This window comes from Mammaliicoccus sciuri, from assembly GCF_002901825.1.
GTDB classification, from domain to species: domain Bacteria; phylum Bacillota; class Bacilli; order Staphylococcales; family Staphylococcaceae; genus Mammaliicoccus; species Mammaliicoccus sciuri.
Window position 1 is genome coordinate 31026 of sequence record NZ_PPQD01000018.1, and the last position, 25122, is coordinate 56147.

29 protein-coding genes, 1 other RNA gene and 2 pseudogenes are annotated in these 25122 nt (G+C 32.8%); 4 read left to right on the top strand and 28 right to left on the bottom strand.

The annotated features are described in order from the left end of the window. Positions 1–397 precede the first annotated feature (397 nt). The 3 genes from CD035_RS04635 to CD035_RS04645 all read right to left on the bottom strand — a co-directional run bounded on the left by CD035_RS04635 (position 398) and on the right by CD035_RS04645 (position 1498). Entirely contained in the window at positions 398–580 is a 183-nt protein-coding gene (locus tag CD035_RS04635; RefSeq protein WP_048539892.1) for a hypothetical protein, read from the bottom strand. 171 nt (positions 581–751) lie between these two features. Then, positions 752–988, bottom strand: a complete 237-nt coding sequence (locus CD035_RS04640) for a hypothetical protein (protein WP_048539893.1) — start codon at positions 986–988, stop codon at positions 752–754. Between the two features lie 279 nt (positions 989–1267). Beyond that, entirely contained in the window at positions 1268–1498 is a 231-nt protein-coding gene (locus CD035_RS04645) for a hypothetical protein (RefSeq protein ID WP_048539894.1), read from the bottom strand. 187 nt (positions 1499–1685) lie between these two features. Here CD035_RS04645 and CD035_RS14215 point away from each other — a divergent pair, with 187 nt between their 5' ends. Continuing rightward, positions 1686–1820, top strand: coding sequence for a hypothetical protein (locus CD035_RS14215; protein WP_255209530.1), 135 nt, complete (start codon positions 1686–1688; stop codon positions 1818–1820). A gap of 204 nt (positions 1821–2024) precedes the next feature. On the opposite strand, the gene CD035_RS04650 is transcribed toward CD035_RS14215, so the two are convergent. Then, positions 2025–2882 carry a PhzF family phenazine biosynthesis protein gene (locus CD035_RS04650; RefSeq protein ID WP_048539895.1) on the bottom strand — a complete coding sequence of 286 codons (858 nt, stop codon included), beginning with the start codon at positions 2880–2882 and terminating at the stop codon, positions 2025–2027. Between the two features lie 181 nt (positions 2883–3063). Continuing rightward, positions 3064–3216 carry an Rv0909 family putative TA system antitoxin gene (locus tag CD035_RS13815; RefSeq protein WP_075577747.1) on the bottom strand — a complete coding sequence of 51 codons (153 nt, stop codon included), beginning with the start codon at positions 3214–3216 and terminating at the stop codon, positions 3064–3066. An 839-nt stretch (positions 3217–4055) separates the two neighbouring features. Here CD035_RS13815 and CD035_RS04655 point away from each other — a divergent pair. Further along, positions 4056–4370 (top strand): YolD-like family protein, encoded by a 315-nt coding sequence (locus CD035_RS04655; protein WP_053076866.1) that lies wholly within the window; start codon positions 4056–4058, stop codon positions 4368–4370. Here the strand turns inward: CD035_RS04655 and CD035_RS13900 are convergent, their stop codons facing one another. The 6 genes and pseudogenes from CD035_RS13900 to CD035_RS14280 all read right to left on the bottom strand — a co-directional run bounded on the left by CD035_RS13900 (position 4371) and on the right by CD035_RS14280 (position 6803). After that, the gene (locus CD035_RS13900) at positions 4371–4511 is read right to left on the bottom strand and encodes a hypothetical protein (RefSeq protein WP_167401695.1); all 141 of its coding nucleotides are present in this window, start codon (positions 4509–4511) and stop codon (positions 4371–4373) included. Positions 4512–4732: 221 nt separating this feature from the next. Then, the gene (locus CD035_RS13905) at positions 4733–4909 is read right to left on the bottom strand and encodes a hypothetical protein (protein ID WP_153653758.1); all 177 of its coding nucleotides are present in this window, start codon (positions 4907–4909) and stop codon (positions 4733–4735) included. Positions 4910–5041: 132 nt separating this feature from the next. Beyond that, entirely contained in the window at positions 5042–5266 is a 225-nt protein-coding gene (locus CD035_RS04660) for a hypothetical protein (protein ID WP_048539896.1), read from the bottom strand. A gap of 317 nt (positions 5267–5583) precedes the next feature. After that, the gene (locus CD035_RS14115) at positions 5584–5916 is read right to left on the bottom strand and encodes an SH3 domain-containing protein (protein ID WP_269668962.1); all 333 of its coding nucleotides are present in this window, start codon (positions 5914–5916) and stop codon (positions 5584–5586) included. Continuing rightward, positions 5899–6285 (bottom strand): annotated as a pseudogene (locus CD035_RS14120) (CHAP domain-containing protein); the annotation flags it as partial. The gene CD035_RS14115 and the pseudogene CD035_RS14120, both read right to left, overlap by 18 nt. Positions 6286–6542: 257 nt before the next feature. Beyond that, positions 6543–6803, bottom strand: coding sequence for a hypothetical protein (locus CD035_RS14280; protein WP_443874743.1), 261 nt, complete (start codon positions 6801–6803; stop codon positions 6543–6545). On the opposite strand from CD035_RS14280, the pseudogene CD035_RS14125 reads away from it, so the two are divergent. Further along, positions 6794–6917, top strand: a pseudogene (locus tag CD035_RS14125) (site-specific integrase); the annotation flags it as partial. The gene CD035_RS14280 and the pseudogene CD035_RS14125 sit on opposite strands and share 10 nt — an antisense overlap. A gap of 49 nt (positions 6918–6966) precedes the next feature. Here the strand turns inward: CD035_RS14125 and ssrA are convergent. The 13 genes from ssrA to CD035_RS04735 all read right to left on the bottom strand — a co-directional run bounded on the left by ssrA (position 6967) and on the right by CD035_RS04735 (position 20733). Then, positions 6967–7323: a transfer-messenger RNA gene (gene ssrA / locus CD035_RS04675) on the bottom strand. 78 nt (positions 7324–7401) lie between these two features. Then, on the bottom strand, positions 7402–7863 hold the full coding sequence (smpB, locus tag CD035_RS04680; RefSeq protein WP_229412515.1) for an SsrA-binding protein SmpB: 462 nt from the start codon (positions 7861–7863) through the stop codon (positions 7402–7404). Between the two features lie 16 nt (positions 7864–7879). After that, positions 7880–10228 (bottom strand): ribonuclease R, encoded by a 2349-nt coding sequence (rnr, locus tag CD035_RS04685; protein WP_048539898.1) that lies wholly within the window; start codon positions 10226–10228, stop codon positions 7880–7882. Between the two features lie 33 nt (positions 10229–10261). Next, the gene (locus CD035_RS04690; RefSeq protein WP_048539899.1) at positions 10262–11002 is read right to left on the bottom strand and encodes an alpha/beta hydrolase; all 741 of its coding nucleotides are present in this window, start codon (positions 11000–11002) and stop codon (positions 10262–10264) included. Between the two features lie 89 nt (positions 11003–11091). After that, positions 11092–11325 (bottom strand): preprotein translocase subunit SecG, encoded by a 234-nt coding sequence (gene secG / locus CD035_RS04695; protein WP_025906376.1) that lies wholly within the window; start codon positions 11323–11325, stop codon positions 11092–11094. 69 nt (positions 11326–11394) lie between these two features. Beyond that, positions 11395–12738: a 3-phosphoshikimate 1-carboxyvinyltransferase gene (gene aroA / locus CD035_RS04700; RefSeq protein ID WP_048539900.1), complete on the bottom strand. Its 1344-nt coding sequence runs from the start codon at positions 12736–12738 to the stop codon at positions 11395–11397. Between the two features lie 565 nt (positions 12739–13303). After that, complete coding sequence (eno, locus tag CD035_RS04705; protein WP_025904549.1) at positions 13304–14608, bottom strand: surface-displayed alpha-enolase; 1305 nt, start codon at positions 14606–14608, stop codon at positions 13304–13306. Positions 14609–14639: 31 nt separating this feature from the next. Beyond that, complete coding sequence (gpmI, locus tag CD035_RS04710) at positions 14640–16172, bottom strand: 2,3-bisphosphoglycerate-independent phosphoglycerate mutase (protein WP_048539901.1); 1533 nt, start codon at positions 16170–16172, stop codon at positions 14640–14642. Then, positions 16172–16933, bottom strand: coding sequence for a triose-phosphate isomerase (gene tpiA / locus CD035_RS04715; RefSeq protein ID WP_025904547.1), 762 nt, complete (start codon positions 16931–16933; stop codon positions 16172–16174). The genes gpmI and tpiA overlap by 1 nt, the downstream gene beginning before the upstream one ends. 22 nt (positions 16934–16955) lie before the next feature. After that, entirely contained in the window at positions 16956–18146 is a 1191-nt protein-coding gene (locus tag CD035_RS04720) for a phosphoglycerate kinase (RefSeq protein ID WP_048539902.1), read from the bottom strand. Positions 18147–18260: 114 nt separating this feature from the next. Continuing rightward, complete coding sequence (gene gap / locus CD035_RS04725; protein WP_025904545.1) at positions 18261–19271, bottom strand: type I glyceraldehyde-3-phosphate dehydrogenase; 1011 nt, start codon at positions 19269–19271, stop codon at positions 18261–18263. 49 nt (positions 19272–19320) lie between these two features. Beyond that, on the bottom strand, positions 19321–20337 hold the full coding sequence (locus CD035_RS04730) for a sugar-binding transcriptional regulator (protein WP_048539903.1): 1017 nt from the start codon (positions 20335–20337) through the stop codon (positions 19321–19323). Between the two features lie 150 nt (positions 20338–20487). Beyond that, positions 20488–20733, bottom strand: a complete 246-nt coding sequence (locus tag CD035_RS04735) for a glutaredoxin family protein (RefSeq protein WP_048539904.1) — start codon at positions 20731–20733, stop codon at positions 20488–20490. A gap of 443 nt (positions 20734–21176) precedes the next feature. Here CD035_RS04735 and clpP point away from each other — a divergent pair, with 443 nt between their 5' ends. Further along, the gene (gene clpP / locus CD035_RS04740; RefSeq protein WP_025904542.1) at positions 21177–21767 is read left to right on the top strand and encodes an ATP-dependent Clp endopeptidase proteolytic subunit ClpP; all 591 of its coding nucleotides are present in this window, start codon (positions 21177–21179) and stop codon (positions 21765–21767) included. A 49-nt stretch (positions 21768–21816) separates the two neighbouring features. Here the strand turns inward: clpP and whiA are convergent, their stop codons facing one another. The 4 genes from whiA to rapZ all read right to left on the bottom strand — a co-directional run bounded on the left by whiA (position 21817) and on the right by rapZ (position 25077). After that, on the bottom strand, positions 21817–22761 hold the full coding sequence (gene whiA / locus CD035_RS04745) for a DNA-binding protein WhiA (protein WP_048539905.1): 945 nt from the start codon (positions 22759–22761) through the stop codon (positions 21817–21819). A gap of 130 nt (positions 22762–22891) precedes the next feature. Then, the gene (locus CD035_RS13910) at positions 22892–23044 is read right to left on the bottom strand and encodes a hypothetical protein (RefSeq protein WP_167401696.1); all 153 of its coding nucleotides are present in this window, start codon (positions 23042–23044) and stop codon (positions 22892–22894) included. A gap of 144 nt (positions 23045–23188) precedes the next feature. Further along, complete coding sequence (locus CD035_RS04750; protein ID WP_048539906.1) at positions 23189–24175, bottom strand: gluconeogenesis factor YvcK family protein; 987 nt, start codon at positions 24173–24175, stop codon at positions 23189–23191. Next, on the bottom strand, positions 24172–25077 hold the full coding sequence (rapZ, locus tag CD035_RS04755) for an RNase adapter RapZ (RefSeq protein WP_048539907.1): 906 nt from the start codon (positions 25075–25077) through the stop codon (positions 24172–24174). The genes CD035_RS04750 and rapZ overlap by 4 nt, the downstream gene beginning before the upstream one ends. Between the last annotated feature and the right edge of the window lie 45 nt (positions 25078–25122).

The window sequence follows — 25122 nt, forward strand, 5'->3', positions numbered from 1 at the left end:
TCAACCATTGCGGTTGAGAGGGGTTTTCTGAGGCATAAAGGGTTATAGGCTATATATTGGAGACGGCGTCCTTTTATAGAATATGTAAATGGTAGTAAAACGTTGTAAGTACAACGTTTATAAGAGTTTAACTTTGTAAAGAATATCACTAATCATAACTCAATTGACACTTGAGCGAATAAATTTACTTCAAAAAGCAGAATATTTGTTCGTATAATAAAATTACTAAAAACTATAATTTATATTCTGATCCATTCTTTTTCATAAAAAAATATAATACTTATTATGGTCTGAAAACTACATTTCTAGCGCCCATTTTCTTCTTATGAGCCTTATCTTTATAAAAAATATATTGAGTCATAACAGTTAGTCTATATTTATAACTATTTGCATCTTTTTAAAGAACAGCTTTATAATAAACGGTTCTCGCTGTACTTTGATAAAAGAAATTCGCGATATTAATTACCCATGTATAAGTTCTAGGTACTTTTGTAATTGCTGCTATGGTAATGGCTAATGCACCGATAGTAAGTTTTTTAGCTTTATTACTACCACTCCATGCTTTTCCTGATTGTACCATTTTGCTTTCTTTTTAGCCATCATTACAATATCTTTTTGAGAATTAGTTGTCGAGGTATTTTTTGTATTTATTTCTGGAAAAAACTATCAACTTTTTCTGAATAAATAATTTTACCGTCTTCATTTTTTTGAACTAATGTATCATTTTCAACTGAGTTATAAATTTTTTCAGTTAGATTCTTACTAGAAATATTATTTTTATATATTTTTGTCTCAACGAAGTAATCTCCAGTAAAATCTCTTCACAATATGTTGTTCCATCATCAACATATTGTGAAGAGATTTTATTACCTTGGATATAAGTTTTTTCTTCTATAGGTGTTACCTGAGCTTCTGCACTATGAAATCGCATACTTAAGGTATTTAACAAACCAGAAGTTGCTACGATACTTAGACATAACTTTTTCATTACTATCTTTTCCTTTGTCTAAATTTATCAATATAAATTTGAATAAAAATAAAAACAAAGTAAAGTATCCAGAAAATTACTGTATTTATATTACCTTGAACATAAGAAACTAAAACTAATATCATTAAAATAAGAATTATAATTTTAATAACATTTTTTATTAAAGTACTCATCTTAAAACACCTCCTGAAGCCCTTCTATATTAATCATACATTTTATGTTAATTTCTAAAAATACATAAAAAAAGCCCACCAATTATGGTGGGCTAATCTTTCTAACTTACTCAAATTCCAATGGATCAGGAATATTTATTTCAACTTTTTTATTCGCTGTATCAATAATGATCTCAGTATCATAATTTGTACTAGTAATTGAAATACTATCACCAATTACTTTAAACGATATAGATATTTCACCATCTTGATTAAGAATAAGTGCTTTATTATCACTAGTAAAAAAATCATAATTTCCTTTATAGTTTACTTGAATTTCAAAACCTTTAAAATTCATATGTATTCTCCTTTAAAATTTTATCACATCAACTTTTTACATTATATACCAATTATGCATAAAATGTATATAGCTACAATGAATATTTTAAAATTATAAATAGTTTGTATTATTGAGATATTTTAAAAACCATATTAATCTAATTGATATAGTGTATAATTAACTAACACACTAAGGAGAATATAATATGAAAATTAGTAAGCCACTTAAAGAAACTGGTTGGTCTGAAGATGAGATTAGCAAAAGATTAGATTCGATTATTGAAGAAGAGATAGTAGATGTAAGAGAAATTGAAGATATAGATGAGATATTAGAAGATTAAAAAAGAGGATGCTGCCTGTAGCAGTCTGCCTCTTATATATTTAAACCTCTTCCACCTAATTAAATATATCATAAAACCCCATCACATAAAGTGAAAGGGCAAGTATTGGAAGTTGTATTAAGAAATACTAGCACTAAAAAGTGCTTATATATAGTAATACTACGCTTTTATAAAATAAGCAAATATAATCCTATTCATTAAATTTTAATTCTCTATTCTAATTTTTCCATCAATTACGATTTTTGAAATTCCACCAAGTTTCAATCCATCTTCTTGCCTAATATAAACTCTGCCATTTCGGTTTATACATTCTCCTTGTGAATTGGAGTACTCTTTATTTACTATCAAACCATATAGTTCATTCACTGCTGCAACACACCCATTACCACTTCCACATACAGGATCTTCATTTACGCCTTCGTTAGGTGCAAATGATCGAACTTCAAAAGTTGTATCTTTATCATCTTCGTTTTCACCAAAAATCGTTACACCAGTCGTTCCTTCGTATATGTAATTTTTCATTTGCTCAAAATTAGGTTCAATTCTTTTAACAATACTAGAATTTTTTATATGTAAAGTTAGCCATTCAGCTCCAATGTTAACTTTTTTAGAGTGAATTACATCTTCACCATTTATACCTAAGCTTTCAATTATTCCCTCTAATTGCTTTAGTTCTATATCACTAATTTTTGGTTCAGGTAAGCTAAAATAAGTTTTATCTTCCGTGTAATCTATCTTTACTAAACCAACTCCACATTCTTGTACAAGATAACCTTTGTTTTTAGGTATTAAACCATTTTGTAATACTGCATAAGAAGACCCAATGGTTGGATGACCGGCAAAAGGCAATTCATTGTTAGGAGTAAAAATCCTTAATTTATAATCTGCATTTTCATCATCAGGCGTACAAACAAAAGTAGTTTCAGATAAATTAGTCCAACTAGCTATATCTTTCATTTGTTCAACCGTTAAGTCATCAGCATCAAAAATCACCGCAACTGGATTTCCCTTAAATGGTTCATTCGGGAATACATCAACTTGCTTAAAACTTAATTGTTTCATATACAATCCTCCAAAATTATTTTAAAGTTAACATAACACAATTTTTATATCACGGTATACTATTGAGACACATATAAAAACAACCCTACCTAGTTTTTTCGCTAGATAGGATTTAAAGTTCTATATAAATGTTAAGTAGAGCTAATTTACCATATACAAATTTACATCGCAAAATTTTGTATTATTTCTTTAATTTATCCATGCCTTTGTCTATATACTTCGAATAGTCTTTTCCACTTTTCTTTTTATACATATCGTTTGCTTTGTGTAATCCTTTTTCAAGTTGACCGTTTTTAACTAATTTATCGAATGTGTTTTTAATTTTATTTTTCACTGTTATCTCCTCATGTTTTCTATAAAATTATATTAGTTTAAAATATACCCCATTATACATAAGAATAAACAATTGTGATTAGTATCACAAATCATTATATATATCACTCAAAATTCTAACATTTATAGAAATTTTTCCTTGCTATCATTATTCCTCCTTATAAGAAAACCTCACGTAGTGGGAGGTTGGTTGGTTAATTCACTAATTCTTCTTAAGTCATTAAACCAATATTAACCCATGATTGATACCTTTCTGCTAGTTGGTCTTTGTCTGCTTCTCCATTTTGAACTCCTTTAGAACTTTCATATGAAGCTTGAGCTGAACCTTCTATTCTTCACTAAAATTTCCATTGTACCCTAGTACACGAAAAGAAATAGTAAAATATTTATAATTGTTACACTCTAAAATCTAATGTGATCTTGGGTGTATTTTTATATGTTGGGGCGTAACTAGGAAGTGAAAAATAAAAAGCCCATAACCACAAGGGTTATAGGCTATATAATGCAGACGGCATCCTTTTTTAGTGTATGTAAATGGTAGTAAAATGTTGTAAGTTTAACGTTTATAAGAATTTAACTTTGTATAGAAATATCACTAATCATAACTAAATTAATATGCGTTTGACACTTGAGCGAATAAATCAACTTTACAAAAAAAGTATCTTTGTTCGAATAATAAAATTACTAATTATACGTAAGATGTTTAAATTGAAAATCATTACTCATAGTATGCCAGAGCCTTATAAGTATGAAACGGATTATCGTAAGATACCTAAAAAGTATTTGAATAGTAATATCCCAGAATGACTTAAGATGATTAAGTGGGTGTCATTCGCGACGATGTCACAACAATATAAAACGATTAACGGTTTTATCGAAGACCAAAACAAAGTAGATAAGCCTGTGTTCGATAAATTAGCTTTACGTGATTTGAACGATGTGTTCGCACAAAAATTATTTTATGATGCACCAGCTACAATTAAGTATTGTGAAGATGGGTATTATAAAACGATTGAATGTGAGATTAATAAGTTAGAGGTGTCAAAGAATGGTAAGAAAGTGTTATTGAGTACAGATATATCACAAGGTGTTACAAAGGGTAATTTCGCTTGCAACTTGAATTTCAAATATAATATAAGTTTAATGATAAATTAATCATTCATTATCTTTCTTAATCGCAAAAACAAGTAAAACTAAAATAGAAACCCACATAAATGGAAAGAATACTGATACAACAAAAAATCCACCTATAATACTTGACCAAACAGAATCAATTTTATATTTACCTAATTTCATAAGCACACCAACCTTGCATTTTTTAAAATAACACCCCACTTATTTGTGAGGTGCAAAGGATTTTTAAATATGAGTTTAAATCTAAAACGGAGATAATAGATTCAAACTATAATTATTGTATCATTAAAATTATTTATTGAAATTAAAAACCTACTTATTTATATAAGCAGGCTCGCAATCATATGTGTTTAATATGTCTAAAGTTAGTTTAACATACTCAATCACACTTTTCTTTTAAAATCAGGACTTTGTATAATAGTGCTTTTTAATTTAGTAATGCAATCTTCTAATATCGCTATTTCTACATCATTATTGAAGTCTCCATTTAATTTTTGATTTAATAATGTAGAAACATACAATAAATCATCACTTAAATCTTGATAGTTAATTTCTTTCATAAAATTGGTCCCTTCAACTATACTTGTATATATTATAGATACAAGTTATAAATACCCACTTCTTCATCTAATAAACAAAAATAATTAGTTAATTTCAGAATGATTCATAATTTAATAACAGAATGACTTATATTAATCTAAAGTTCTCCATCCTATTATTTTATCCACCATCAGAAGTGCTGTTGTATGACTACCATTATCATAATTTTGTTCATCACTGTTTACAAATCTCCCAAATACTAATACAGCTTTCTCCTTAGAATTTTTTATGTTTTTTACTTTATCATATAATTCAGTTAAGTCCTCATTAGCTAAAAAATAATTATTTCCCTTTAAAGCAATCAAAATTTGGCTCATAACACCACTCCCAATTAAAAGATATAATAAGTAGATACCCTATTAACTTTTTTTATAACTTTAATTTCGGAAAATTTCTTTTATGAAATAATTTATTACTTTCATATAGATAACCCTAGCTAGTTTACGACCAGATAGGGTTTTATACTATTTCATTTGTAACCAAAAGGTTGCTATGAATACTATAACAAAAAATAACCCCACTCTGCGTAAAAGAAGTGGAGTTTGTGTGTATGAACTACCTAGTGGTTAAACTAAATAGAGTAAATCTATAATACTACTTTTTACTTGTAGTCTTCAAGTTAAACCATAATAAATTATTTTATTGTACCCCATAACGAACCAACTCCGTGATTTGGTGGATTTACTCCATTCCATGTACGTATTGGGATATAAGTACGTTTGCCTTTACTATCTGTATAACCTACCCAAACATGTCCATCTTGTAAACATACTTCATCATATTTTACAGATTGACCTGAAGTAATACTTCCAGCCTGTGGCATACTTCTAAAAGGACCATCATACCTCTTAATAATTAAAGTGTTAGATGTAAATGTTGCTGACTCTGATTTAAACCAAGTACCATATTGGTTTTGTTGCCAACCACTTGTCGAATTATTATTAAACGTCGGTCTTATAAACCACATTTCTGTATCATAGTTATGATTGACTCTTTGGGCTACTTCGGTTTTGTTTAATCCTCCACCATACCAATTTTGATCTAAGCTTTGGAACTTCAACAAATTACCATCAATATTACCATTCGTCACAATTGAAGTATGACCTGCTCCTTGACCATAATTACTATTAAAAACTGCTAAGTCACCTGGCTGTGCAATAAAACTTGGTGTATTTTTATATACAGTTGCCTCACCATTAAAATTATTTTCAAATGGTATGTCCTTTGCATAAGCGCCTTTTAAACCATGACCATATAAATAGTTCCAATAATAGTTTACTAAATCAAAACATTGCCATCCATAGTATCCATCAAAATCCCAACCTTTACCCTCTAAAGAATTTATGTAACCTATAGCTTGGTTTTTAGTTTTTGATGTTCCACTCGCATATGTATCTACATAAAATCTAGTACTTAAATTACTATTATCATTATTTTGCACAGGAATTTCTGCTGCATTTACTTCAAATAACGTTGAAGACGATAATAAAATAACAAATATAAAACTGAATATTTTAGTTTTCACTTAATTTTGCTCCTTTAAATAAAATTAAGAGAAGCAAAAAATGCTTCTCTTATAAAATTATATCACACCTATTTCTGGCTTGTAGTCTTCAAGTTAAACCATAATTTTGTTTCTTTTTCTAACCTCTCATCTTTGTGTGTAATAGATCCTAATGTACAATAAAGAAAACCAGCCTTAGTATTGGTTGGGTATTCAAACTCTGCCCACCAGTAGCCATCTTTTTTAGTTACTGAGAAGAAGTTGATATATTGACCTGCTAATATATTATTTGATGATGGTAATGCTGTTGCGTTTAAACCTGGTTTCTTTTTAGCTGCGGCCTGTTGAATATATTAGTAAGGGATTGGGACATGAAACAATTTCACAAATACTTGATACTTTCTCACATTTACTTGATGAATATAAAAAAACAGGGTCAAAAAGTAAGAGAATTATTCTCTTGACACCTTTTTTGACACCTGTTAGGTCAAACCCCGTCATATATGGGGTGAAATATGGAGACGGCGGGAGTTGAACCCGCGTCCAGAGATCCTGATACAAATGTTTCTACGTGTGTAGTCTAGTCGTTAAGGTTTCGCGTTGTCTCAGGGGACTGACACCCAAAGACAATGCTAGCTTGATTAATCTCTTTTCGTCAGACTTCAAACGGCAGTGACGAGCGTATCCTACTTAAGTTGAATCACGTTAACGGCACATAGGCGATGCGGTTAGGTGATGCAGAGTGCTATTACGCAGCTACTGCTAAATTATCTTGTTTGCCAGTTATTATAACTGTTGTGTTGATGACGAAGACAACCCTCCGACACGCTTCATAAGCTCGGGGACCCCTGTCGAATCCGTAACGTCCCCTCAATAAGAAATATACTCCTTTTAACAGAAGTATATTTAATCTTAACAATTTTTGATTGATTTTTCAATACAAATTGCTTAATATCGTTGTTTCATTGCTCTTTCAACGTCACGTTTTGCTTCTTTTGCTTTTAATGCATGTCGCTTATCATAGTCACGTTTACCTTTAGCTACTCCTAAAAGAACTTTGCAGTAACCGTTTTTAATGTAGAGTTTAAGTGGGATTAATGCATACCCTTTTTCTCTTGTAATACCAAAGAGTTTATCGATTTCTTTTCTTTTTAAAAGTAATTTACGGTTTCTCAATGGATCATGATTAAATCGGTTACCTTCTTCATATGGCGCGATATGCATGTTATATACATACATTTCTCCATTAAATACACGCGCATATGAATCTTTTAAGTTTGCACTACCTCGGCGAATGGATTTGATTTCAGTACCTTGAAGTACAATACCCGCTTCAACCGTATCTTCTATTGTGTAATCATGGCTTGCTTTACGATTTTGTGCTAATGGTTTATTTTGAACTTTTGGCACATCCATCACCTACTTTCTATTTTTTCTTTCGTCTTGCTTTGTTTTTCACAGCTTTTGCTTTGTAATAAGGCTTTTTATCTTTCTTACCTTGTTTACCTTGATTGCCGCCTTGTTTACCTTTAGCTCTACCTTTTTTATGCTTATTAGGTTTATCTTGTTCTTTAGCTGTACCACGTTTTTTAGCTTTGATTGTTTTTTCTCTTGCTAAACGTTCTCTATTCTTTTCAGCTATTGGCATACCAACAATTTGAAAATCAATCATACGCTCATCAACGTTAACATTAATTACTTTAACTTCGACTTTGTCACCAATTCTAAATACTTTAGCTTGGCGCTCACCTATAATTGCCATATTACGCTCATCAAAGTTGTAGTAGTCATCTGTTAAGTTAGAGATATGAACCATACCTTCAATTGTGTTCTCTAGCTCTACAAACATACCAAAGTTCGCTACTGAACTGATAATACCTGTAAACACTTCTCCAACGTGTTGAATCATATACTCTGACTTCTTCAAGTCATCTGTATCTCGTTCAGCGTCAATTGCTCTACGCTCACGTTTAGAAGTATGGTCAGCGATATCTGGCAACATTTCTTCCCAATGTCTAATTTGTTTACTGTTCATAGATTTTTCAATTAAATATTTACGAATTAATCTATGCACGATCAAGTCAGGATATCTTCTAATTGGCGATGTGAAATGTGTATAGTAATCTGCTGACAAACCAAAGTGACCTAAATTATCTTCGCTATATCTAGCTTGTTGCATACTTCTTAACATTAAAGTAGAAATAACCATTTCTTCTTTCTGTCCAGCAACTTCTTCTACAATTTTCTGTAATGTTGCAGGGTGTATGTCTTCACTTGAACCTTTAACAGCAAGTCCAAAGTTTGAAATAAATTCAAAGAATTGGTTTAATCTTTCTGCTTTTGGATTCTCATGGACACGATAGATAAATGGCACTTCGAGTTTACTAAAGTGTTCAGCAATTGTTTCGTTAGCAGATAACATAAAGCTTTCGATTAATCGCTCTGCATCATTTCTTTCTCTCACTTTAATGTCTGTAGGTATACCATCTTCATCTACCAATACTTGTGCTTCTTTAATATCAAAATCAATTTCCCCACGTCTTTTACGTTTAGCGATTAATTGTTTTGATAGTTGTTGTGCTAAATCAAGCATTGGTGTAATTTCTGAATACTTTTCACGAATTTCTTGATCGTCATTTTCAATAATGGCATTTACATCTGAATATGTCATTCTATAATCTGAGTGAATAACACTTTCAAAGATATCATGTCTGATGACTTCACCTTGTTGGTCTATTTCCATTCTACAACTCAATGTTAATCTATCTTCATGAGGGTTTAATGAACAAATACCATTACTTAATCTATGCGGAATCATAGGGATTACTCTATCGACAAGATATACACTTGTTGCTCTGTCATATGCTTCTTTGTCTAACTCACTATTTTCTGTTACATAGTAGCTGACATCAGCAATGCTAACTGTAAGTTCTGTTAAACCATTGTCTAAAGCTTTTACAGAGACAGCATCATCTAAATCTTTCGCATCTGCACCATCTATCGTGATTGTAAGTTCGTCTCTTAAATCTCTTCTACCTTTAATTTCGTCTGGACTAATTTGATCTGGTACATTTTCAGCTTCTTGAATAACATTATCAGGAAATTCAATATTAATACCATGTTGATATATGATAGATAAAATATCGACACCTGGATCATTCTTATGACCTAGAATCGCTTTAACATGACCTTCTGGATTATGCGTACCATCAGCATATTCTGTAATTTCTACTAGTACTTTGTGACCTTCAATTGCACCAAGATTTTTACCTTTAGGAATAAAGATATCTTGTGTAATACGTTTGTCATCTGGTAATACGAAACCGAAATGTTTCGCTTCTGTATAAGTACCAACGACTTGCGTAATATTACGTGTCGTAATTGCTTTAACTCTACCTTCAATCTTACCTTTATGATCTCCACGAGATGGCACAACTTCTACTAATACTTCATCGCCATCCATCGCTTTATTAATCTGATTAGGTGGGATAAAGATGTCTTCTATTGTGTCATCTTCAGGTCTTAAAAAGGCAAATCCTTTTTTGTGCTGACTCAAAGTACCTTTTACAAGGTCTGATTTGTTACTTTTCTTCTTATATCTATCCGTTTTTGTTCTTTCTAGTTGACCCGTCTGTTCTAAATCAACTAGAACTTTAATTAATTCTTTAAATGAATCAGCATTACTAAGTCCCATTACATCTTGAAATTCACTTACTGTCATAGGACTGTATTCTTTATCATTGATGATTTCTTCAACTTCTTCTCTTAGATTCATAGTGGGCCTCCTTTCTCGTTTATATTATGTGTGTTACTCGGACCAATCTAATGATTCTAAGAATTGATATACGTCTTCAAATACTTGTTCTTTTTCTTGTCCGATTGTTATAACATGACCAGATTTTTCATACCATTTAATATTTTTGTCATCAGAAGATGATTCATTATAAATAATATTAGCTGAATCAGGGTTAATCATTTCATCTAGTTTACCTTGTACAACAAACAATGGATCAAATACTTCGTCTACTTGATTTCTCACACCTTGAATTGTTTCTTGTAAATCTTTCAAAGTATTCGTAGGATGAAAATGTTTCATTTCTTCTTCAATTTGTTCAGGTGTTTTGCCTTCATACTTTTTAAATTCTCTAGCATAATCTAATACACCTTCAAACATCGTGCCTTCAGTTTTTATATACATAGGTGAGCACATAGTTACAATACCTTTTACATCTCTGTTTAAACTTAATTTTAAACTAAAGACGCCACCTAATGATAATCCAGCTACTGCTATTTCAGTATATCCTTTTTCTTCTAAAAAATCATATGCATCTAAACAGTCTTTAAACCATACATATGGACTTGATTCCAATATCTCTTCTGGTGGTCTACCATGACCTTCATAATGCGGAGCATATGATGTATACCCTTTTTTCTGTAAGTAACGTCCTAATTGTCTAACATCTGATGAATTACCTGTAAATCCATGTAAAAGTAATACTGCTCTTTTTCCTTCTTCAAAAAAGAAAGGTTTAGGTAATTGAATTCTCATGAATGACCATCCTTTAACATAATCTAGTTCTATTGTATCGTTTTTTTACTTGTATATAAATAAAAAAGTCCGACAATACAGTCGGACCACTACATTTTGAAGTAAGTAATTGCTAACATTAATAAGAAAAATAAAATTGCTAAAATAATTGTAACTCTGTGTAAAATTAAATCTATTCCACGTTGTTTTTGTTTTCCAAATAATTGTTCTGCTCCGCCACTAATTGCACCAGATAAACCAGTACTCTTACCTTCTTGAAGTAATACGACGGTAATCAATGCAATACAAACGATGATTAATAAGACGATTAAAAATGTATGCATGGACTCGGTCCTCCTGTCTATTATAACAGTAGCATTATAGCATATTTACAATATGCACTCAAGTTTTCGTTAATGATACTCAACCGATATACCTAACGATGCTAACATTTCAAAATATGTTGGGCAAGTCTTTGATACACATGAAGGATCTAATAATTTAATCCCATCAACTTTAGTACCCATTAGACTTAATGACATTGCAACACGGTGATCATCATAAGTATCTAATGTTGCTGCCTTTACATCACCCGGTGTGATAGTCCAACCATCTTGATGTTCAGTAACTTCAATACCTAATTTTGTTAAACTTTCTGTTAATGCAGTTACACGATTACATTCATGATGACGTATATGTTCTACACCTGTAATTGTAATTGGACCATCAGCAAATACAGCTAAACTACCAATTGTTAAAGCTTGGTCTGAGCAAGCATTCATATCAATTGTTAAGTTCCCTTTTAATTGTTCAGGACCAGAAATCACAACATAATCAGTACCTTTTTCAACAGTTGCACCCATTTTTTCAAGAATATCGACAACTTCTAAATCAGGTTGATAACTTTCCATATTTAAATGATTAATTTTAATCGTAGACTTATTAAGTGCTGCTAATGCCATGAAATAGCATGCTGTTGATAAGTCAGCTTCTAATGGTAGAGTAGCCGCTTCATACTCACCTTGTTCTACTTTCATATGTGTATAATCATCTGATACATCTACATGTATGCCAAATTGTTTCATCATTTCAATTGTAATATCCACATAGGCGCTTTGAACAATCTTAGTCGTAAGTTCAATTTCAGTTGGTTTGTTAAATAAAGGTGCCGCCATTAATAAACCACTTATAAATTGACTTGATTGATTACCAGCAATTGAAACTTTTCCGCCCGTTTCTGGTGCACCTTTGATTGTCACAGGTAACTGACCTTCCTTTTCAAGATACGTTAGTTTAACACCTAATTGTTTTAACGCATCGTGTAAAGTCTTATGAGGTCTACCAGCAAGTTGTTCAGTTGAAGTAATTGTGATTTCACTTTTCTCTTGAGTACCTAAAATACCTGGTAAGAATCGAGCCGTTGTACCAGCAGAACCAATAAATACTTGTTGTTTCTCAGGTAACTCTGAACGATTAATACCCGTAATATGAAGTTCATCACCTACAGCTTCAACAGTGGCACCTAGTTTTTTTATTGTTTCTATACACCAGTATGTGTCATCACTCTTTAAGTATCCAGATAATTTAGAAGTACCCTTACTAAAACCAGCCAAAATAAAAGCACGATTCGTCACACTCTTACTACCTGGAATCATGACTTCTTTATTGAATGCTTTTTTAATAGGATGAAGAGTTAATTGATCCACACCATCTAAACTAGACCAAGGTGATTTTGCACTTTTTAAATTAATCGTCATTATGATCCTCCTATAAAATTCATTGCCTCTATTATAGAACATTTTCAAATAGAATGAAATGATAAAATATTATTGATTTAAAGCGTTAAAGAATTTATTTGGTTATGTGGGAGATGGGAGGGAGATGGGAGGGAGATGGGAGGTATATAGTGTGTGGATTAAATTGTGTAGAGTAGGATCTATTGGCTTTATTCAGACGTTAAGCCAAGACTTGGGCCATCTCTTGGCTTTATTCGATAGTTAAGCTACGATTTGGATGATTTTTAAGTAATCAAAAGTGCTCATTCCTATATAATCATTTTAAATTTTGAAATGATGTGTGTTTACTACTTCTTTAACTCATATCTTAACCAATCTTGTGGGTTTACTCCATTTTTAACTCACATCTCCCGATACTCTGATACTCCCCCAACTGCTCCGACCGCTCCAACCTTCCTCTATCCATTTTCTCTATCAAACTCTAACCTGCCTTACCTACCAAAATTTCTATTACAACTATAAAAAGCCCAAAAGATGTGACGACATCTTTTGGGCTTTATGTGAACCATTTTATTTATATGCTCAATTATTTTGATAAGTTATAGAAAGCTTTGATTCCTTCGAATTTACCTGTTTCGAATAATTCGTCTTCGATACGTAATAATTGGTTGTATTTAGCAATACGGTCAGTTCTTGATAATGAACCTGTTTTGATTTGGCCAGCATTAGTTGCAACTGCGATATCAGAGATTGTAGTATCTTCTGTTTCACCTGAACGGTGTGATACAACTGCAGTGTAACCAGCTTTTTGAGCCATTTCGATTGCTTCGAATGTTTCTGTTAAAGTACCAATTTGGTTAACTTTAATTAAGATTGAGTTACCGATACCTTTTTCGATACCTTCAGATAATTTTTCAGTGTTTGTTACGAATAAATCATCACCTACTAATTGTACGCGGTCGCCGATACGGTCAGTAAGAAGTTTCCAGCCGTCCCAGTCATTTTCATCCATACCATCTTCGATAGTGATGATTGGGTATTTGTTTACTAATTCTTCAAGGAAGTCTACTTGTTCTTCAGAAGAACGTTTAGCACCATTTTCACCTTCGAATTTAGCATAGTCGTATACGCCATTTTCGTAGAATTCTGATGCTGCACAGTCGAATCCTAAGAATACATCTTTACCTGGTTCTAAACCAACTGCTTTGATTGCTTCTAAAATTGTTTCAACACCGTCTTCAGTACCTTCAAATTTAGGAGCGAAACCACCTTCGTCACCTACTGCAGTTACTAAACCACGAGATTTTAAGATTTTAGCTAAGTTATGGAAGATTTCTGCTCCCCAACGTAAAGCTTCTTTGAATGATTCAGCACCTACTGGTAAAATCATGAACTCTTGGAATGCGATTGGTGCATCTGAGTGAGAACCACCGTTAACAATGTTCATCATTGGTACTGGTAATTGAACACCGTTGAATCCACCAAGATATTTGTATAATGGTTGACCTAAGAAGTCAGCTGCAGCACGAGCTACTGCGATAGAAACACCTAAGATAGCATTAGCACCTAATTTAGCTTTGTTTGGTGTACCGTCTAAAGCGATCATTAATTTGTCGATAGAAACTTGTTCTAATACTGAAAATTCACCTTCAATGATTTCAGGTGCAATGATTTCGTTAACGTTTTCTACAGCTTTAAGAACACCTTTACCTAAGTAACGATCTTTGTCTCCGTCACGTAATTCTACTGCTTCATATTCACCTGTTGAAGCACCTGATGGTACTAAAGCTCTACCAAAAGCACCGCTTTCAGTTAATACTTCTACTTCTACTGTTGGATTACCACGAGAGTCTAATACTTCGCGTGCATAAATATCTGTAATAATTGGCATAATTAAAACTCCTTTATAAATTTATAATTTATTATTTAATTAATGATTCACCAGTCATATCTTCTGGTTTTTCTACTCCAAGTAAATCTATAAGTGTTGGTGCTAAGTCTGCTAAGCGACCTCCACTTCTTACTTCTACCCCTTCTTTTGTCACAATAACAGGAACTGGGTTTGTTGTATGAGTTGTCATAGGTGATTCGTTATCTGTTAATACTTCATCAGAGTTACCATGGTCTGCTGTAATGATAGCTGTACCATTCATTGATAAAATTTTATCAACAACTTCACCTAAACATTCATCAACTGCTTCAATTGCTTTAATTGTTGGTTCAAGCATACCACTATGACCAACCATATCAGGGTTCGCAAAGTTTAAGATAATTAAATCTAAATCACCTTTATCTAACTCACTGATTAAAGCATCTTTTACTTCATATGCACTCATTTCAGGTTTCAAGTCGTATGTTGCGACTTTTGGTGAATCGATTAATACTCTTCTTTCACCTTTAAACTCTGCATGATTACCACCACTCATGAAATAAGTAACATGAGGGAATTTTTCTGTTTCAGCAATTCTTAATTGATTTAAATTATTTTTCTCAGCTACTTCACCGATTGTATTTTTAATATCAACTGGTTTAAAAGCAACTTCGGCAATAACATCATCACTATAGTTTGTAAAAGTAACAAAGAATAAATCATCAAGTTTACGTTTAATTTCAAAACCTTCGAATTTTTCATTTGTATATACTTGGCTAAGTTGTGCTGCTCTATCTGGACGGAAGTTAAAGAATATCATAGCGTCATGGCTATTTACGCCAGTGTTTTCCACACCTTTTTCTTCGTCTTTAACGATAAATGGAACAACAAATTCATCTGTTAGACCTTCTTGATAATTAGCTTCTACACCTTCAACTGCAGTTGCATATACAGGTCCAACGCCATTAGACATTGCATCATAAGCTTTCTCTTCACGATCCCAACGTTTATCTCTATCCATAGCGTAATAACGACCAGAAATAGAAGCGAATTGACCAATACCTAGCTCTTTAAATTTATTTTCAGTTTCTTCAATATATTTAAGTGCTGATTTTTGATCAACGTCACGTCCGTCTAAGAATCCGTGAACATAAACTTTTTTAACACCTTGTTTTTTGGCTAATTCTAATAATGCAAATAGATGTTTGTAGTGACTGTGAACACCACCATCTGATAGAAGTCCCATTAAATGTAGCGTTGAATCATTTTTTACAACGTGATCCATTGCTTGTTTAAGTGCGTCAATTTCAAAGAAATCGCCATCTTCAATTGATTTATTGATTCTAGTTAAACTTTGATAAACAATTCTTCCTGCACCAATGTTTAAGTGACCTACTTCAGAGTTACCCATTTGACCTTCTGGTAGACCTACATCTAAACCACATGCTGATAATTCGTTATGTGGATATTTGTTGTAATATCTATCAAAATTTGGTTTGTTGGCTTGTTTTACCGCATTACCATGCTCTTCTTCACGATTAGCAAAACCATCAAGAATGATAAGTGCTGTTGGTTGTTTAGCCATTATTTAGCACCTTCTAATAATGCTACGAATGAATCAACTTTTAATGAAGCGCCGCCAACTAATGCGCCATCGATATCTGATTGAGCCATATATTCTTTAATATTTTCTGGTTTAACACTACCACCGTATTGTACACGTAAAGCATCAGCAGCTTCTTGAGAGAAAGCACCTGCAACAACGTTACGTACGTGTGCACACATTTGGTTAGCATCTTCAGAAGTAGAAGATTTACCAGTACCAATTGCCCAGATAGGTTCATAAGCGATTACTGTCGCTTTAACTTGATCTTCTGTGAAGCCTTTAAGTGCTGCTTCAACTTGACCACCTACTACTGATTCAGCTTTACCTGCTTCTCTTTCTTCTAATGTTTCACCAACACAAATAATTGGTGTCATATTATGAGAAAATACAGCTAATGCTTTTTTATTAACATCTTCGTCAGTTTCGTGGAAGTATTCACGACGTTCAGAATGTCCTAAAACGACATACTTAACACCTAAATCTTCAAGTGCTGCTGGAGATGTTTCACCAGTGAAAGCACCATTATCTTCAAAGTATGCATTTTGCGCACCAATTTGTAAGCCTTGTGCTACGCCTTCTTTAGTTAAGTTAACAAGTGCATCTAATTGTAAAGTTGGTGCACAAATTACTGAATCTACCTCATTAGTATCTGGTAATGCTGGAAGTTCATTAACAAAGTCTTTTGCTTCTTGAACTGTTTTATTCATTTTCCAGTTACCTGCGATAATTGGTTTTCTCATGATATATAAACTCCTTTTATGATTATTTTTCAGAAATTGCTTCAATACCTGGTAATGCTTTACCTTCTAGATATTCTAGAGAAGCTCCGCCACCTGTAGAAATGTGTGTAAAATCATCAGCAAATCCTAAGTCCATCGCTGCTGCAGCTGAATCTCCACCACCGATAATTGTTGTAGCATCTTTTAAGTTAGCGATTGCTTTACATACGCCAATTGTACCTTGTGCAAAGTTACTAAATTCGAATACGCCCATTGGACCATTCCAAACAACTGTATTTGAACCTTGTAGAGCTTCACTAAATACTTCAACTGATTTAGGACCGATATCCATTGCTTCTTGATCAGTAGGAATTTCATCTGCAGAAACAACTGTAATTTCAGCATCATTTGAAAATTCTTTAGCTACTTTACAATCAACCGGCAAAATAATTTTATCGCCAGCACGTTCAAGTAAATCTTTAGCAAAATCTACTTTGTCTTCTTCAAGAAGTGATAAGCCGATTTCTTTACCTTGTGCTTTGAAGAATGTATATGCCATTCCTCCACCGATGATAACTTTATCAGCAATTGTTAATAAGTTTTCGATAACACCAATTTTATCAGACACTTTCGCGCCACCTAAAATTGCTACTAACGGACGTTCAGGTTCACTTACAACGCCGCCGATAAATTTGATTTCTTTATCCATTAAGAAACCTGATGCTGTTTCAATATTAGATGCAATACCTACGTTAGACGCATGTTCACGGTGAGCTGTACCGAATGCATCATTGATAAATACATCACCTAATGAAGCCCAGTATTTACCTAATTCAGGATCATTTTTAGATTCTTTCTTACCATCAATATCTTCAAAACGAGTATTTTCAAATACTAATACATCGCCTTCAGATAATCCGTCGATTGCGCTTTCTAACGCTTCACCACGAGTTTCTGGTACAAATGTTACTTCTTTATTTAATAATTCACTTAAGCGTTCTGCTACTGGTTTAAGTGACAATCCTTGTTTATCTTCTTCAGTTTTCACTTTACCTAAATGTGAGAATAAAATAACTTTACCGCCTTGCTCGATAATGTATTTTATTGTAGGAAGCGCTTGAACGATTCTGTTATCGTTTGTAATTGCACCATCTTTCATTGGTACATTAAAATCTGCTCTTACAAGTACTTTTTTACCTTTTAATTCTACGTCTTTAACATTCTTCTTTGCCATGACTTGTCTTCCTCCTCTAGATAATAGAAAATACTTTACGATTAAAAATAAGCGGAGAAGCGTTGTGCTCCCCGCTTACTCATAAGCATAACCTATTTAGTTCAATTATTTAAATTATTTGTTAGCTTGAGCTGCTAAATATTCTAAAGTACGAACTAATTGTGAAGTGTAAGACATTTCATTGTCATACCAAGATACAGTTTTAACTAATTGGCGATCTCCAACTGTCATAACACGAGTTTGAGTTGCATCAAATAATGAACCGTAAGTGATACCAATGATATCAGAAGATACGATTTCGTCTTCAGTGTAACCGAATGAATCATTTGTAGCATTTTTCATTGCTGCATTGATTTCTTCAACTGAAACTTCTTTGTCCAATACAGCTGTTAATTCTGTTACTGAACCAGTTGCTACTGGAACACGTTGAGCTGATCCATCTAATTTACCTTTTAATTCTGGAATTACTAAACCGATTGCTTTAGCAGCACCAGTTGAGTTAGGCACGATGTTTTGAGCAGCTGCACGAGCACGACGGAAGTCACCTTTAGCATGTGGAGCATCTAAAGTATTTTGGTCACCAGTGTAAGCGTGAATTGTCATCATTAAACCTTCAACGATACCGAATTCATCATTTAATACTTTAGCCATTGGAGCTAAACAGTTAGTTGTACAAGATGCACCTGAAACGATTTCTTCAGATCCGTCTAATTCGTCATGGTTAACGTTATAAACGATAGTTTTTAAGTCACCTGATGCTGGAGCTGAAATTAATACTTTTTTAGCACCTGCTTCGATGTGAGCTGAAGCTTTGTCTTTGTCAGCGAAGAAACCAGTACATTCTAATACTACATCGATATCTAAATCGCCCCATGGTAATTCTTTAGGATTAGGATTTTCGAAAGTTTTGATTTCTCTACCGTTTACGCGGAATCCGCCTTCGATAACTTCTACTTCGTCTTTGAAACGACCTTGTGTTGAATCATATTTTAATAAATGAGCTAACATTGCGTCATCTGTTAAATCGTTGATTGCTACTACTTCGATATTTTCAACTTCTTGTAATCTTCTAAATGCTAAACGACCTATTCTACCAAAACCATTAATTGCTACTTTAGTTGCCATTATGATGGCCTCCTTTTAATTTTTTATTTCAAAAAGGTTAAATAACCTTTTATTCCAAATTGATTATTGCTTTTGCAGCACCTTCGTCGGTAATAAGAATTGTATTCTTAGGCGCAATCTCAAGATAAGCTTTTATCGCTTCTGCTTTAGATGTCCCACCTGCTACTGCAAAAATGTTTGTCTTTGTTGTTAAGTCTTCTAGTTGCAAACCGATTGTCTTAACACGATGTACGACCTCACCTTTGTCATTAAAATAATAACCAAAAGCTTCACCGACAGCATGATGATGTTTCAATTGACTTAATACTGCTTCAGAAGTCTTCCTTCTTTCCGCCATCTTCAGCGCATCACCAATACCGTGAATAATAAAATCTGAACGACGTATTGCATCTAGCACCTCAATTACTGCAGGTTCTTTCAGCAAAGTTTCGTATGAACTTTCACTCACTTGGTCTGGAACATACAAGACTTTATATGACCCACCTGTACGATTTGCCATACTTGCACAAATTGTATTTGCTTGAAACACAACGTTTTCACCCAAACCACCACGCGCTGGCGTGAACAAAATGTCTTTATCTAATGGATGTAATGACTCACTTACTCTTGCCATTGTTGAACCACCAGTTACTGATACAGAAGCATGATCGTATAATGACTGTTCTAGTAATTCAGCTGTAACATTACCCATTTCTGCTTTAACCATCTCATCTAAATCCGAATTACCTCTCACTATATGAGCTTTGACACCATATCGATTGAAAATTTCTTCTTCGATATGATTAAAACTAGAATAAAGTGTTAAATAATGTGATAAAGAATCAAGCGTTTGCTCGCCTGTTTCAGTCAATTTCATACCAGTTGACCGAACGCTGATTAAATCTTGTTGTTTTAAAATTTCTATTTCAGTTCTCAATACCCGTTCAGTGACATTCATAACATCACTCAACGTTCTTCGACCTATAGGCTGCTTCTTCTCGATTGTCGATAAAATATTAAAGCGTCGATACATCTTGTCAATCAAATCAGGAACTAGTCTATGTTGTACTTTTAGTAAATCTTCCATAAACAAGTCGCCTCCTCAAAGATTAACAGATGGGCAATTTCTAACCTGGGTTAGACGTTTTTTGTCCCATGCGGGTCAAAAAAATAATATCTGTTTACAGTTTTATAATACACCCCTTATATATAGAATGCAAGTTAAAAGCGTTTCCTATTATTTCATTTGATTATATGCCTCTGTCAATGTGATGAAATCGATATTCCCTTCTTGTAAAACTTGCCCATCGTATTCAACAACAGGTATCCTTAACATATATTTTTCAAGTAATGTATCATCTTCTTCAATATTAATAGTATCTATTTTTATTTCATAATCGTACGATTCTTTAAAAAATTCAATTTGAATCTTAGCATCTTCACATAAACCACAATTTGTCCCAACATAAAATTTAATTGCCATCCAAATCACCCTTTACATAATAAAGCCTCCCCGAGACGAATCGAACGCCCATTTCAAGAACCGGAATCTTGCGTGTTATCCGTTACACTACGGAGAGATAAGTCTTAATAAATACTTTATATCTACTTAATATATTGTCGATATAATAGAATTATCAACCATTAAGGAGTGAAGCAATATGAATACAACTCAAAGGGAGTATTTCATCAGAAAAAGATGTGACTATTTTAATATAGAAGTCACACAAATTCACTGCACACAGCTCGTTGATTACGGAAACTATTATATCATTTATGCTAACATTGACAACTCATATCACAAATTCCCAGTGTATAAATCAGCTATTTAAGTTATAATATTCATCAGTAGGTCATATTTTTTGACCATGTTTGACTTTGTAGTGTATGATATGGTCATTAAGATATTCAAAGGAGGATTAACTGATGAATTTAATACCAACAGTTATTGAAACAACAAATCGCGGAGAACGCGCTTATGATATTTATTCACGTTTATTGAAAGACCGCATTATTATGTTAGGGTCAGCTATCGATGACAATGTAGCAAACTCAATCGTTTCACAATTACTATTCTTACAAGCTCAAGATTCTGAGAAAGATATTTACTTATATATCAACTCTCCAGGTGGTAGTGTAACAGCAGGATTTGCTATTTACGATACAATTCAACACATCAAACCTGATGTTCAAACTATTTGTATCGGTATGGCAGCATCTATGGGTTCATTCTTACTAGCAGCTGGTGCTAAAGGTAAACGTTATGCATTACCAAATAGTGAAGTTATGATTCACCAACCACTTGGCGGTGCACAAGGACAAGCTACTGAAATTGAAATTGCAGCTCGTCATATTTTACGTACACGTGAGAAATTAAATAAAATATTATCTGAAAGAACTGGACAACCAATTGAAAAAATTGAAAAAGACACAGATCGTGATAACTTCTTAACAGCTGAAGAAGCTAAAGAATACGGTTTAATCGATGATGTTATGCATCCAGAAGATATTAAATAATTCATAAAAATAGAAGCACCTGAGACAGGAATTGTCCCAGGTGCTTCTTTTATTGTTGAATTGTCTCGCCGTTTCTAATTTTATCAGCCATTTCATTTAATTTACGTAATCTATGATTAATACCTGATTTAGAAATTTTACCTGTGCTTACCATTTCACCTAATTCTTTAATTGAAACATCTTGATTATCTATTCTAAGTCTTGCAACTTCTCTTAAGCGATCTGGCAAGTTATCAATACCAATTTCTTTATCGATGAGCTGAATGCTCTCAACTTGTTTCATGGCGGCGCTCACTGTTTTGTTCAAGTTAGCCGTCTCACAATTGACTAATCGATTTACTGAATTTCTCATATCTCGAATAATTCTCACATCTTCAAACTTCAATAACGCTTGATAGCCACCAATCAAACTTAAGAAATCGGAAATTTTTTCAGCTTCTTTCAAATAACTGATAAAACCTTTTTTGCGCTCTAATAATTTAGCATTTAATTCATATTGATTCATGAGTGCGGTTAAATCTGCTGAATGTTCTTCATATAATGAAAAGACTTCAAGATGATATGAAGAAGTTTCTGGGTTATTAACAGAACCTCCTGCTAGAAATGCACCTCTTAAATAACTTCTTTTACAACAATCTTTTTGTAAAATATCTTTATCTATTTCATGTTTAAACATGCCATCTTGTAAAATACCAAGTTCATCTAATATTTCTTTAGCTTTTACTTTTATTCGACTAATATATATATTATTTTTCTTAAGTTTCATTTTCTTTCTCACTAATAATTCAACTTCAACACCGAAGCATTTTTTTATTAATGAAAATATTCGACGTGCTATCGCTGCATTTTCAGTTTGTACATTTATAACAAATTGCTGATTAGATATGCTTAAATTACCATTCATTCTAATCAAAGCTGAAAGTTCTGCCTTGGCGCAACAATCATCTACTTCAATTCTTGTTAATTCATTTTTCATTTCTGAAGCAAAGCTCACAGCAGATCATCCTTTCTTAGTTTATAAGCACATAAAAATAATGATATGCCAAAAGACATATCATACGTTTTGTATCTATTTCATATTACATGGAATAGCCGGGCGTATCAAGTTTTTAAACTTGAACTTTTTATGTTTTACTTGAAGGCTCTTTAATAACGCCCAATAATACCATCGCTAAACCAATGATTAAAAAAGTAATACCTATCTGCTGATTTGCGATTAAACCTACGAGTAAAAATATACAGCCAATAATCACCATTAATATCTGAACTCTTTTCATGACCCATCACCCCAAATTGAAAACCCTTACATTTATATTACTTGATTTCCATAAAAAAATGAAGCAAATTGACAATCATTCATGCCACATTTGCTTCATGTAATATCATTTTTTAAGTTTGACTGTTTTCTCTAGACGAAATGATTATTTATCTTTCTTGTATTGGATTGTACTGATTTCTCTTAAGGCAATTTCGTAAATGAGTTGTGCCAACACTTTATTGTTATGTCTAATGTATTGATGAGGTGTGATACTCACTAATTCATTATCATGAATACACTGTACACCCATGTCTTTCAACTTCTCACCATCAAATTCAACTTGTTTAGCTTCTTCCTGTTCATATCTTAATAGGATATCTTTATTGAAACGCTCATTTTGACATATAACAAAGTCAATGAATGATGCACCTACATGGTCATGAATCGCTTTAACATGATCACTTACTGAATAACCCGTTGTCTCACCTTTTTGAGTCATAAGGTTACATACATATAGTCTTTCTGCTTCAGTATTAACAATGGCATCTTTAACTTTATTCAAAATTAAATTAGGCATAATACTTGTATATAAAGAACCTGGTCCCATAACGATTAAATCTGCTTCTTCAATCGCATCTATTGCTTCTTTCATCGGTTCAATATCTTGAGGTGTCAAAAATACTTTTTCAATTTTCTTTTCAGTCTTAGGAATATTAGATTCCCCAACAATGATTTCACCATCTGACATAACTGCATTTAACACGACACTTCTCGTTGTGGATGGAATGACTTGCCCTTTAATATTCAATAACTTACTCAATTCTTTTACAGCATGTCCAAAATCATCCGTAATATTTGTCATAGCTGCTAACAATAAATTTCCGATTGAATGACTACCAAGTTCTTCTTCTTCAAAACGATATTGGAATAACTTTTCAAGCATTGGTTCTGTGTCACTAAGTGCTGCTAATACATTTCTGATATCGCCAGGAGCAGGTATATCCATCACATCACGAATTTTACCAGTACTACCGCCATCATCTGCTACAGTTACGATGGCTGTAATATCTATTGGATAATCCTTTAACCCTCTTGCTAATACAGAAAGGCCGGTTCCTCCGCCAATTAAGACGACTTTTAATCTTTTCATGTTCTTGGCTTACTTTCAATATGTGCATCGCGATGTGATGTATACACAACATAGTCAAAGTTCTCTTTAATATCTTCCCCTAAACGTTTTGCAAGTGCTACAGATCTATGTTGACCACCTGTACAACCAATTGCAATCGTCAATTGAGATTTCCCTTCTTTCTTATAACCAGGCAACATAAACATTAACAGATCACTAAACTTTTTATAAAATGTATTCGTCTCTTTCCATTTCATAACATATTGATAAACTTCATCGTCGAGACCTGTCATAGGTCTTAATTCTTCAACATAATATGGATTTGGCAAAAATCGTACATCAAAGACTATATCTGCATCAATAGGCATACCATGTTTGAAACCAAAGCTCATCACTCTTACTTGAAATGTTGTAGAAGGATCTTCTTCAAATGTTTCTACAAGTTCTTGTTTCAATTCTTTAGGCTTCATTTCAGTCGTATCAATCACAAAGTTACTGATACCTTTAATATCACTTAGTAATGCTCTTTCTCTTTCAATTGCAGATAATAAACTACCTTCCTCGCTTAAAGGATGTGTTCTTCTCGTTTCTTTATATCTAGAAATTAATTTTTTATCACTTGCTTCTAAAAAGATAATGTCTACTAAGACTCTTTTCTCACTTTGTATATAATCTAATTCATCTCTTAAATCTCCAAAGAAATCCTTACCTCTTAAATCGATACCAATTGCAACTTTTGATAAAGAAGGATTACCCTGGTCCATTAAATCAACAAATTTTTGCAATAATATAGGCGGTAAATTATCAACACAAAAATATCCTAAATCTTCTAAAGCTTGTAGTGCGACTGATTTACCCGCACCGGACATTCCTGTAACTACAAGAAGTTCATTTTTTACATTAGTTTTGTCGATAGGTTGCATAACAGTTCTCCTTTAACGATCATATATACCTTTATCTTACATGAT